The sequence below is a fragment of the Flavobacterium sp. B330r genome (assembly GCF_056824325.1).
The window spans coordinates 5,546,619-5,558,860 of record NZ_CP124860.1 but is presented as its reverse complement, the minus strand read 5'-3'; the positions used below and the strand labels follow the sequence as shown (position 1 = coordinate 5,558,860).

Genomic DNA, 12,242 nt, shown 5'->3' with positions numbered 1-12,242 from the left:
TAAAGTTATTTGGGTAACATTCGGCTAGCATGTACTCCAACAAGTACTGGAACCTGATAAAGGATATAGGCAAGTTCTGCGGCATTGGTGTCAGGAGACCATCTTGCTTGCACATCATCTGGGTGTTCTATATTTTCCTGATCATTAGCATTGGGTGTTTTTAAGGTCACTGTTTTATTCATTTCAATACAACTTCCGTCAGCCGTTTGAATATCTTTCCAAGAAAGGTTGTTCCAGTTTACAATTTTTTCCACTCCTGCCGCATTCTTCGCTTTTTCAATGTCTAGTCCAAAGCGCAGTTCACCTGGTCTTTCTTTTATGACAAAAAACCAGCCTGGATCATCCGTTATTGAAGTTGGATTTAATTTACCTCTTGCTTCCTCGTCATCAAGATCAAATCCAAAAAAGTAAATATCAGGTTCTACTTTTGCTTCAAACAAGGGCGTTTTGATAATAGATTGTGGTGGATTTTTTTCCTCCTCTGCCGAAAGTTTTGCAAAAATCCTTTCTTCACTTACACTTCTGGGTTTTGGAGCGGGCTGGTCTGGTATAATAGTTTGATCAGGTCCCCAATCTGCTTTATGTGCATATATTACTGCTGTTGGGTATTTTTTCAGTAATTCTCCTCTTATCACCAATACCAATTGTGTTTTTCCGCTTATTAGCGCCCTTTGGTTATGCTGACCCAGTTCATTTTTCAATGGAGAGTCTGCTTGCGAAGGAAAAACTTTTGCAGTATTAATTTTTGACCATTCGTGTATTTTGGGAATATCTCTTAATTTTTCTCTTAATTCTTGTGCTGAGGTTTCCGATTCAGGTTGTGGAGGCAAGAAGCTTTGTACGTCCCAGAATTGTCTAAAATAGGAACCTCTTTGATCGGTTGGATATTCTCTCCACAATAATTCTCTTGACATTTCATGATTAATGCCGACCATATAAGATTCAATAAACTTTTGGTTGTTTTCTAAAAGTGTAATGCTATTCTGTTCGATAAGGTTGATATTTGGCAGAAACAATTCTGAAGACATTTCGCTCAATGGCTTATACATCGGGATATCGATCTCCGGATATACCATTACTGGCGCAAATTGTTCTACCATATTGGTGGCTATACGAGCCGGGATAGTAATACTGTGATGGGTTCTTTTAGGAATAGTAATAACGGGATTTAGTGAGCTTACCACTGAAGTAGTTAAGTCTTTTAAATCCACAGGTTTTCGTATAGGATCTGGAAACTTAATACTTATCAATGTAAAAGCATCTTTTAAAGCAGTTTTAAATTTAATGGCTTCTTCACTGTCTGTACTGCCAGTTGTTGGTGTATAAGTGCTTCCGGGTAATGTTATGACAAAGCCTGGACTAACAGGATAATGGTCTACTGCAGCAGGCGTTTGACTGTCTTGTGTTACAGCAGTGGCTGCCATAACATCGTTGTTCCATTTTTTTAATTTTAGATAGAACCATACCAATGCAGCTCCTATAAGTCCCAATACCACAGATCCGCTTAACGATGCGGCGAATAGTAGCATGAATAAGAATAGCAATATCAATAATAACAGAGGCAAAAACTTGAACCACTTGTATTTTTTTAAGAGCTCTACAATCAATTGCGGAATATCTGTTGGGGCCATCTCCTCGGCCAGATCGGTGAGGTTTATTGCGCCTTCGGGATCTGTTTTTGGCGGTGTAACAACAACTTCGCCGTTGTTTATTCTATCTATTAAATTATAAGGCGTAACAGTATCAGAAAAGTTTAGTTTCTTCATAAAACCGCCTCGAGTTCTTGTAATGCTGCGAAATTTGCCCGAAGTCATTACAGCTGGTATCGTACTTTCTGATATGGTTTGATAGACAGTAAGGTTTTTGTAGATAATCCTTTTTTGAACGGGTGACGTAAACATAAACGCTTTTTCGGTAATCAGGGGCGTCAGATGTTTGTTATAATATTTTAAAGATACTTGCAATGCGAGTTGTGCAAATCTGAACTTGTTGTTAATCTCTGTAACACGACCTACTTGCTCCCAAGCCGCTTGCATATATTCTTCTTGATTTTTCTGAATAACTTTAGTTCCTATCCCCGCAGCTGTCCTGAATCTCGGATCAAGGTTTAGCTCATGTATCCAGTTTTTATTGTTGGGAAGGTCTGTACTATCGCTGGTTTTCAATAAACGTTGCTGTAGTGCGTGCCATGTGCCATATAATGGAGAAGTGATTACTGGATCTGGATCACCTTTTGTAGGATCATCTTCTGAAATAATTCCAGCATCAAAATTTACCTGCTCCATAGTATTTGCTGCAATGCTATAATCATCAGAAAGATTTATTCTTGCGGCCATAGCCTTGGTAAATTGATGCGGATAGGGATGTTCATCCCATTCATCATATTTTTTTGCAATTGCTTTATCGGCGGGCTTCATCGAATCGAAAGGAACTCTTAGTGCGCCACCGAGTTTTAAAATATGATGGAGTTCAGGGTCATTTATCGGAGGAAGATTAGAGCCTGGATGTATCACGTCTATATCTCTTACTCCAATACTTTTATCAGCAAGCTTTGGCTGTAATAGGTTTACTAAATATTCGAAGTCACCCATATTACCTGTTTTGAAATGCCAGCGATGGTAATACGGAAATTCGGAAACGTTGCTGTCATCCCATGCACATTTACTTGCTACTAAAGTTGAAGGAATTTCGTAGTCTAATCCAGCAAGTCTCCCGCTTTCAAAAGTGGGAATAAGAAAAGCATAGTATCCAATATTGGGTTCCAGTTTTCTTGGACAAATAATTCTAGAGTAGGCATTATCAGGATTTTTATTAATTAAATCATTAATAGCATCAGTAATAGTGTCTGAATTTGCAGTGTTTGCGACTGCTCCATTAGAAAGATCGGTATTTACGTGTACATGTGCCCATGCCCAAAGTTCTGATGATTTCGGGAAAATATCAGCAGTGTTTTTTCCGCTTTTCAATTTAAAGAAAGGCAGCGGTTTATCTTTCATATTCTGTCCATCCTCAAATTCATCTTCTTTTAGTACGACGAGTGTGAGCCAAGGACGAAGTCTATTCTCAAAAGGTCTTGCGGGCGTGTATCGCCATGGAAAATCTTCTTCGTAAAATTCGATATAAGGTAAATAATTAGGTTCAAAATTTGTGATCCAGTTTCTGGGCTCTGTTTTTACAATTGCCTTACTATCTATACCTACAATGTCACCAGGTCCATAAAGTTGAATTTCTTTAGCTGGTAATATTCTGTTGTCTTCCGTTTTTCCATCTACTTTTATTGCTTCAATTTCGAGTGCTACTTTTATAGAGGCACGCAAAAGCACAGAACTATCATTGTCGAATTTAATGATGTTGTTAGATAATCCTTGGCGTAACCATGGTAAAAAAGAGTAGTTTGCTAATGTTTCGCTCATGATGATTGTAATTCATAATTAGGAATAATTTGAAGCTCCTTTTTCAGTCCTGGCTGTCTGGCAATTTGCTCCTCCATATAGGTCTGCGCCATAATCTCACTTTCAAATGTTGCGTGCGCAGTGTGTGCCTTATTGTTTGATTTTAAGGCTACCGTATAACCTTCTTCTTTTATAGAAATTTTTTCTGCAAAAGGCTGCATTTTATTCAAATGAGATTTAGATAAAGTAGACTTAGATACACTGTTTCCTTTTAGGAAATGATTGAACAAGATGCCGATTTCCATAAAGAATCTTCCTTTTCTAAATGGTTTTATAGGCTCTTTATCGATAATGGTAATTTCATACGCGACATTTTTTCGTACAAATTTTCCATTTTTGATAATTGTATTACTCAATGATATTTGAACGCCGTTTGGCATTTTTTCGAAAGAAGGCTTAGACAGTTTTTCTGAATCGGTAAGGTTTTGATATTGTGCTCGGGCGAAGTTGTCGTTTACTTCTGTGATTTTTAGTTCATTGTCATCACTAGTTGCTTTTTTAATAGTGATTTTTTGTACGTCGTTCACTTTTTGACTTCCTACTTTATCAATTTTTACCTGTAATGGCAGTATTTTTTGTTGTACTACCAGTGATCCTGCAGGATGTAACACAAGAGGCGCTGTTGCTGACTCTTCCATTTTTCGAAGTGATACTAAAAGATTTTTGTTATTTGATAGTATGGTACTCCAGTATTCTCTTTTCTGTAAATCGTCGAGGAATTTTTGATAGATAGCCACTTCTGGTATGGCTGTGTTTTTTTCTTCTCCCCAAGTAACATCAAAGTCAGCAGATATTTCGAAAAATAAGATGGAAACACTACCAGTACCTTTTGCTCTCCATGGAGTTGGTCCTTCAAGAGACATTCTTACCCTTACACTTAATATATCAATACCGGCAGCACTAAGTTTGAAGCTGGCCGATACTTGAATAATAAAATAGAATGGGCTGAACTGGAACAAGGCATCAAAACCAATACTTCCTTCTATGATACAGGCTCTAAGATCAAATTTAATCTCTGCTTTAGCACCAAACTGTACCGTGTTGGATGTTACTGCCTGATAACATTCTACCCGTATCAAGGCAATGTCTGTATTTAGGATCGTGAGAGAAAGGCGTTTCATGGTGGGTAATGAAAGCGGGGGAGGTGTGTATGACGGATGAAAACCTCCTACACTCAATAAAAAATCAGGTTCATCGCCCCATTTCAAACGCACTGCCATATCGCCTTCCAGAGTCATAGTAAGAATAAATGATTCATAAAGACTCGCATCGAAGGTTAACATTTTCTTGTCAAAATCGATAGTTCCCACAAATAGAACCTGTATTTGAACCAATGGTGTTTGCTCCGTTGGCAATGCTATTTTAAGTACTCCCAGAATAGCAATATTTCCAGGTATTTCAATAATAATACCTAGTGAAAGTGTAATCAAAGTTGGCGTTCCCCAGCCTATTTTTCCCATCGGACCAATTAGAAATCTTTCTTCATAGGGAGGGAATATCGATTTTAGGTCACTAATAATTCTTGGCGCGTTGGCAATTACATTTTGCGGAAACATGATACTGTTTACTGCTCCAGTACGCACGGCATTTCTTAATGGATCCAACAGCATGGTTCTATTCAATCCCAATAATCCGCCAACAGCATTCAATGTGAAGCCATAACCTAGTTGAAATGGAGGAAAGAATTCTGCCGTGATAATAATAAGCATTGAAAAACCTTTACTGCCATCTGGCATCTTTGTCGTAATCAAGCCTATTGCTTTTGCAGAAATAAATCCTGCAATTGTCAGTTCTAGTACACCAGCGTATTCTTCTTTTTCAAAATCAAAAAATAAGTAACCGCCGCCAATGACTGCTCCAGCATTTACAGAAAGACCCAGTCCATTTGGTGGCTTAAAGCCAAAACCCAGATCAAATGGCCCCATATTTCCACGGTTATTTTCGGGGAAACTTAAATTGGTGCTCACTCCAATATTTTCTACAACCACTGTAAGCGGACCCAATTCGCCTTTAAAGTCAGCACTTACCGATATAGGTATTTTTCGGTCTTCTATTTTTATTTCGATGGTGATACCGCTAATTTCAATAGGTCCCAATGAAATGTGGATGGGCAATTGAATCTGTATTCCTGCACTTCCTTTAAAGTAAATGCCATTTTTAGTGGAGTATCCTACAGTAAGATCGAGAGGAACTTCTATAGGATCCAACGGCAGTACAGAAGAAATAAATCCATCTCCGCCACCTAAATCTATTACCACACGTGAATCTTTAACGGCAATTTCAATAGTAAAATCATTGCCTTGCTGGTTTACTTGAGCTTTACCAGTTAATTCTATGGCTCCTATTTCGAGTCTGGAAGATTCTGGCGCACCTAATTGTACCAGATGTTCTGGGCCCGATATTCGAAAAGTTACTTCAATACTACCATTAATAGCAGAGGCAGCAGTAAGATCAAATAAAGTTATGGCCGTCTTGGGTCTTATTTCTACCCCTGTGGTTTTATCTATTTTAAGTCCGCCCTTAATGATTAAGGAAAAATTTTCATTGATTACAATTTCTGTTTCAGCACTTCCAATAAAAAATGGCGATACAGCCAGCCCTGCGTTATTTGGAGTGCTGTCTGTGGCAATTGGATACACCTCCAGTCCAGCTTTAACCGTATCAAGATCAAAAAATGGTACATACAAGGCATCACCACTTAAACTATATTGTGAAGTAATATCTCCAGTAGGCATATAAACGCCAGTTTGTATTTCTAGCGCATTTAGTAAATGTTCAATATTTTCTATTAATAATTTACCATCATAAGTTGGTGTACCCCATCCGTAAACAATTTCTGGTATGCGATGTGGTTCCTGTAGAAAAATGATTAATCTTTCCCATTCAATACGATATTGTTTGTAGGCAATATGGGCAGGCAATGCCGCTGGTTGGTAACTATTATCAAAAATACCAATGAAGAGGAAGAAAGCAGAAATTTTTGGATGTTCATACTGCAGATGCCGCATGATCGTATAATCAAGAAGCTGTCTAGGAAACTTTGTGCCAAAATCAGATAATGTTGCGCCAAGACCAAGATTATCTTTGATGGAATCAAAATCGGTTATGACATTTTTTAGCGATCCGATAAGCGATCCGTAATCGGAAGTATTATTAAGATTAATGGAAGAAAAGCTATTGATAAATTTAAGAGGAGACGAAGAAAGGTCTGTACTTTCAGGAACATTCCAACCCAAGTTGCGAAGGAAATATAAAGTGGTTTGAGGAGACTTTACAGGATTGCCTATATCATTGAGCACACCATTGATGGCTTGTCCTAGCTCTTCAATTAATAACTCAAATGTACTTTTATCAGCCGCCATTTTTTAATTATTTTAAGGTCTTGGGTAAAAAGTTCGATACAAAGCTTCTAGCAGTGTTGGATCTATCTTTTCTATAATTGCATATTTACATACATAACAAAAATCATTATCATAACTTGTACTTTTCATTCTGCACGATCCTGCAGGAATATATACACCACAGCCTTCTCTGGCGCCCCCTTCATATAAACCTATAATTCGTTGCGGATAGCGAATACCATTTCTTACCGATACAGGTGGATACTTCGTAGATCCGTCAAAACCAATATTGGCGCATACGGTACCTGCAGGTCGCTCCCATAGCGGTTTGAGGTTGGTTTGCATATAAGTAAAGGCATCGGTGCCGATTAATTTTTCTGAGCTGCCGGGATAAGCGTCTTTGTACCATTTGGCCTTGCTGGGGTCAAATGCATTCGTAACAGTATCAAGCACATCTCTCCGTGTTACAGCATTAGGACGCACATCAGTACCATCAAAATGGCCTGCTGTAGTTGCGATGGCTGGTGTATTTATTTCAGAATATTCATCTATAAGTCTAAAGTGCGAATGGCCTAATTCATGCATGCTCACGGCAGCAAGATTATTATAATTATTTCTTGGAGTGCCCGGATTATGGTCTATACCCGCAGCAGAAGTTGATAATCCTTGAAAACCAGGCTGATCGCCCAAACAGACCATTGCAAAATCGGGATGCCCGCCTCCACCATATTTATCATCATTTACCAATACAATAACTAATGCATGGTCTTTTCCTGTAGAGGAAGAGACACCACTTGGAGGAGCAGCCCAACATTGCGGTATTAAATTATCTGCCGCAGCTTCAGAAGGTAAAGTAAGCGTAGCAATAAAATCCATTATTAATGTTTGATCACCAGTTTTAGGTCCTATAAGTCTGGCCATTGGCGTTCCGTTTATCAGATAACCATAAGTTAGTCCCAATGCATTTGATTTTTGTATCATAGTGCCAATAGCCGCTCCAGCTGTGCCAGGATTGTCTGGAACTGTTATCCCATTAGCGTCGACAGGCACGGCACATGAAATACCCGAGCTCGGTGATGGTGTAAATGCTTTAAAAATATTAAAGTGTTCTTTAACTCCTCTAAGATTAAAAGGAGCCTTTCTAAAAAATCGGATCACAATTTCATTTATTGTTCTATCAAAAAGAGCTCTATCAGCTGCACTAAAGCCATCGCCTAAAAAAAGAAGATTTTTTTTGTCCTTTGTTGGACCATTATAGATAATGGTTTCAAGTGTTATACCTGCAGGGATAGGAGTTGGCATATTAGTTTCTTTTTATTAATAAGTAAATTGAAAATCATATATCCGTGTCATTTATTCAATCAAAAAAATTACAATGAAAATGCAAAATTGATTTTCGTTGTTAGGAATGATATTTGAGAAACATCATTTGTTTTAACTATAATTTTTCAAAAAAAAACACTGAAATTGTATATACAAAAAATGGATTATTTAAAAAGAAGGCTTGATAAAATTTTGTATATGAGGCAGTTATAGAAGTAAAATTTTTGCTAAGATAAAAAAAAAAGAAAGACCTTCATTTTTTTTAACAATTGATTACTTACCGTATAATAAAAACTTCTGCAATAAGTGTGAGAAGTATTAGACATATAAAAGAGAAAAAACTGCGAATCCCAAGATTTGCAGGTTTTTCTCTTTTATACTTTTTATACACACTATTATAAATTGATAATTAATTGACAATTGTGAGAAAAAAGATGTTTCTTCAATTTCATGTTTTTCTCAAAATTGCCCTTTAATTACTCCCTTTCTCTATTTATCCAGTCACTTTTAAATGTTGAATTTGCCCGTCAACAATATCAAAATGAAATTGTAGTGTAATGGGGCTTCCTGGAAATGTTCCTGCACACTCTGCAGTTAAGACACTTGCGATTCCATTTTCAACATATTGAAGAGGTTTCATCACTGATTTGTATTTTCTATTTGATTCGTCTATCCAATGCTGGATGTCCAGTCTTCCGGTATGCGTTTTGCCTTCATCAAATACAACAGCATTTTCGGAAAAACAATCGGAATAGGCAGTGCTGTCGAAGCTGTTCTGTGCATTGACTAAATCTTTTATCACTTTAGGCAAGTTCATCTTTATAATTTTTTAAAGGTTATTAGATCGTCGGCACTGTGCCACCATCGATCACAAATTCAGTCCCTGTTAAATATTTAGCTCTTGGTGAAACAAGAAATCCAACGAGTTCTGCCACTTCTTCGGGTTCAGCTGGCCTGCCATAAGGTATTCCGCCCAATGCATCCATAACGCTTTGCTGCGCCTCTTCTATTGTACTGTTTGCATTTCTTGCAATCTCACCAAGAAAAGCTTTTGTCGCCCCTGTATTGATCCATCCTGGTGAAACAGTCAGTACACGCACGCCTTTTGAAGATATTTCTTTAGATAAGCCTTTGCTGTAATTAATAAGTCCAGCTTTTGCTGCAGCATAGGGGAGAGTGGAATCATACAAAGGCAATTTACCCTGAATTGAAGCTATGTGAATAATAACACCTTGTTTTTGATCTATCATTTGAGGGATAAAACCTCTGTCCAGTCGAACAGGAGCAAGCAGATTAGCCTGCAGGGTTGATACCCAGTCAGAATCAGTAAGTACGCTGAAGCCGCCTGCGGGTGTGGTTGAAGAACCAAGATTGTTCACAAGAATATCCAGTCTTCCGTAAGTCGACAATATTTCGCTGACAACTTTTTGTGTTCCTTTAGCTTTACTCAAATCCAAAGCAATGAAATGCAGTTTGGTGTTTTCTTTTTCTGGCGCGTTTCGTGCGGTAATAATAACTGTTGCACCACCTTGCAGCAGTCTTTCTGCAATTGCCATTCCAGTTCCTTTTGTGCCTCCTGTTACTAGGGCAATTTTGCCTGATAATTCATTTTGATAATCCATCTTATATTCGATTTAAATTTCTTTAGTACAAATTTGAGAAGTATGCAACTTTCTCACAAGTACGGAGTTACGATTCAGATAGGGATAAATTTTTCCCCTATTGTATAAATCGGAACATAGGTTTACTTTTGTTATATGTATGAAAGAAAAATAATCCCGAACCTAAATTGCGGACTTGACCTGATAGGGGAAGTTTTGTATGGCAAATGGAAAATACGTTTGCTTTGGTTTATAAATGAAGGTCATAAAAGGCCAAGTGAACTGCAGCGTAAAATTCCAGATGCTTCACGCAGGGTTCTAAATATTCAGCTGAAGGAGTTAGAGGATCATGAATTGGTCTCAAAGGTCATTTATCCTGTTGTACCTCCTAAAGTAGAATACAGCCTGACAGATTTTGGAAAAACATTAATTCCTGTAATTTCAGCTATTGGCAATTGGGGAGATGAACATGAAGCACGTTTAAAAAATGTGATTTTGAAACGCTTAGAATCAAATCACTGATTTAACAAAAACTCGTCATCACTAATATATTCGAATCATAAAGGTTTAAGCCTTTAGTCGCAAAAAAAAGGTATCAAATTCACTTACTATGTATTTCAAGGATAAAATTTTGAGTTTTAGCAACCAATTTTTAATTGCTTTCTTGAAAAGTTAATTCCATAAAATTTTATTATTTATTGCAATAAGACCTTTTATTGTAATTAAACTTTGATCAGTATCTGAATTAAGAAAAATGTAGCCTTCAGAGTTCATCAAGACTAAAACATCCAACAGTTTTGCCTGGTTTTCTCTTTCAGAAGCAATATTGTTAGTAAATTTTGAAACATTAGACACTGTTGTTACAAGCTTTGTTAGCTCTTCAAAAGTAAAGCCTATGCTATATTTCCTAGCTAGTATCCGAAGAATTTTTAGAAAAAAAACAGAAGATAGTTCCATAAATAATTCCTTTAATACTATATACGAAAATTGATTCTTTTTAGATTATTCTTATTACTCCAGTTAAATTCAATTTATACTTTTGGATAAAAATGTCTAAGAATTTGATTTGGCGTTTTAATGACTTCTTTACCGATTGCGTCAAACCATTTTACTTCTTTTGTTACTTCTGCACAGCATTCGTTTTTTGAGTTAAAAAAGCAACTTTTAATATTGATTTTATCCTCTATATAACAATGCTTCATTTCAACTAAAAAATGTTCTGTAAACATCAGGTTTTTATGGATGATTAATTCATGATTTCCTTCCTGTAAACCTAAATGCATATAATTAAGCTTTTCTTTGGAAAAGCCGTTATAAAACAAAAAATGGTATAACAATCGGATCGTATACGAGATATATGCGGTATCTTCCATAACCATGTAATCATTTACATCTTCTCCGGTAACAATATAATTTTTACAGATCATTTTAATGCGATTTAAGGTTAAAAAAAGAGACCGGCGTAATAAGTTTACCGGCCTCGAGAACATTAGTCATGCTTAAAACTCTTGTAAATCTGAACAAATCCGATTCTTAAAAAGGGTTATTTAACTAATAAGAAATTGTAATTAATCTTTATTTTGTCGGCAATTTTCTTTCTGACAAGACTTGGTATTTCAATATCAAAATCTTCTGGTTTTGCTTCAAATGTGCCAATAGCATTAACTCCATTTGTAGTTTTGGAAATTTTTACAATCACAGAGACTGGTTTTGTTTTTCCGTGAATAGTAAGATCTCCTTTTAATGTGAAATTTTTAGGAGAACTTATAATTTTTGAACTATCAAAATCTTCAATTTTGCCTTTGAAAGTCGCTTTTGGAAATTTTTCAGATTCCATATAATTTTCATTAAAGTGCTCTTCCATCAGCGCTACTTTAAACCGAAAACCTTTTATAAGCACCAAACTGGCAAAATCTCCTGTAGTCTGATCCAGAACAGCTGACACTGATTTGCTTTCGGCAGCAACTTCTTCGTAAGAAGGCATTGATGCCTGAAACTTTATATTTCCTGTTTTTGTAATCAGTTTTTGTGCAAACCCGTCGTTATTCGCAATTATAATAAGCAGTAGCGCAAAGAAATTAATAAATGATTTTTTCATAATAATTAATTTTCTTTTAGACCATCGGTGTTCCATTTTACTATTAGATCAATATTAGCCTGAGCCATTCTTCCACCTTGAGGCATAAGTCCCTGCTGGCCGCTTTGAAGCTGGATTCTGCCTAATAAACCAGCATTTTCTACTGCTGCTTTTACTTGCGCATAAGTAGTTAATGGTCTAAAAGATGCCGATCTTCCGCTGGAGTGGCAGCTTATGCAATTGGCATCAATAATAGATTTTACATCTTTGCTATAAGTAGCCGCAGTAGGAGTTGTCGGGTCAGTTGGATTCGTTGGTGTAGTTGGGGTTGTGGGTGTAGTCGGAGTTGTTGGTGTTCCTTCGATATCTTGAACGGTGTCAGAATCACTGCAGCTTGCAAATGCCGCGAGTAAAATGGTAAGTACGATTGTTTTTTTCATGATTTATT

The 12,242-nt window shown here is 36.8% G+C and carries 10 protein-coding genes; 1 reads left to right on the top strand and 9 read right to left on the bottom strand.

Going from position 1 to position 12,242, the window contains the following annotated elements:
- Nucleotides 1-5: 5 nt before the first annotated feature.
- From QLQ95_RS24295 to QLQ95_RS24275, 5 genes are all read right to left on the bottom strand, one after another.
- Nucleotides 6-3,413 (bottom strand): hypothetical protein, encoded by a 3,408-nt coding sequence (locus QLQ95_RS24295; protein WP_482502032.1) that lies wholly within the window; start codon nt 3,411-3,413, stop codon nt 6-8.
- Complete coding sequence (locus tag QLQ95_RS24290) at nt 3,410-6,460, bottom strand: DUF6603 domain-containing protein (RefSeq protein WP_482502031.1); 3,051 nt, start codon at nt 6,458-6,460, stop codon at nt 3,410-3,412. The genes QLQ95_RS24295 and QLQ95_RS24290 overlap by 4 nt, the downstream gene beginning before the upstream one ends.
- 366 nt (nt 6,461-6,826) lie before the next feature.
- Nucleotides 6,827-7,843 carry a M64 family metallopeptidase gene (locus tag QLQ95_RS24285; RefSeq protein WP_482502030.1) on the bottom strand — a complete coding sequence of 339 codons (1,017 nt, stop codon included), beginning with the start codon at nt 7,841-7,843 and terminating at the stop codon, nt 6,827-6,829.
- A 766-nt stretch (nt 7,844-8,609) separates the two neighbouring features.
- Nucleotides 8,610-8,933, bottom strand: a complete 324-nt coding sequence (locus tag QLQ95_RS24280) for a nuclear transport factor 2 family protein (RefSeq protein WP_482502029.1) — start codon at nt 8,931-8,933, stop codon at nt 8,610-8,612.
- Nucleotides 8,934-8,955: 22 nt separating this feature from the next.
- On the bottom strand, nt 8,956-9,738 hold the full coding sequence (locus tag QLQ95_RS24275; RefSeq protein ID WP_482502028.1) for an SDR family oxidoreductase: 783 nt from the start codon (nt 9,736-9,738) through the stop codon (nt 8,956-8,958).
- Between the two features lie 135 nt (nt 9,739-9,873).
- On the opposite strand from QLQ95_RS24275, the gene QLQ95_RS24270 reads away from it, so the two are divergent.
- Nucleotides 9,874-10,239 carry a winged helix-turn-helix transcriptional regulator gene (locus QLQ95_RS24270; RefSeq protein ID WP_482502027.1) on the top strand — a complete coding sequence of 122 codons (366 nt, stop codon included), beginning with the start codon at nt 9,874-9,876 and terminating at the stop codon, nt 10,237-10,239.
- A gap of 150 nt (nt 10,240-10,389) precedes the next feature.
- Here QLQ95_RS24270 and QLQ95_RS24265 read toward each other — a convergent pair whose 3' ends face one another.
- The 4 genes from QLQ95_RS24265 to QLQ95_RS24250 form a co-directional block, all read right to left on the bottom strand.
- The gene (locus QLQ95_RS24265; protein ID WP_095931660.1) at nt 10,390-10,674 is read right to left on the bottom strand and encodes a hypothetical protein; all 285 of its coding nucleotides are present in this window, start codon (nt 10,672-10,674) and stop codon (nt 10,390-10,392) included.
- A 74-nt stretch (nt 10,675-10,748) separates the two neighbouring features.
- Nucleotides 10,749-11,144: a hypothetical protein gene (locus QLQ95_RS24260; RefSeq protein WP_482502026.1), complete on the bottom strand. Its 396-nt coding sequence runs from the start codon at nt 11,142-11,144 to the stop codon at nt 10,749-10,751.
- Nucleotides 11,145-11,260: 116 nt separating this feature from the next.
- Nucleotides 11,261-11,815, bottom strand: a complete 555-nt coding sequence (locus QLQ95_RS24255) for a YceI family protein (protein ID WP_482502025.1) — start codon at nt 11,813-11,815, stop codon at nt 11,261-11,263.
- 5 nt (nt 11,816-11,820) lie between these two features.
- On the bottom strand, nt 11,821-12,234 hold the full coding sequence (locus QLQ95_RS24250) for a hypothetical protein (protein ID WP_095931657.1): 414 nt from the start codon (nt 12,232-12,234) through the stop codon (nt 11,821-11,823).
- Nucleotides 12,235-12,242 lie beyond the last annotated feature (8 nt).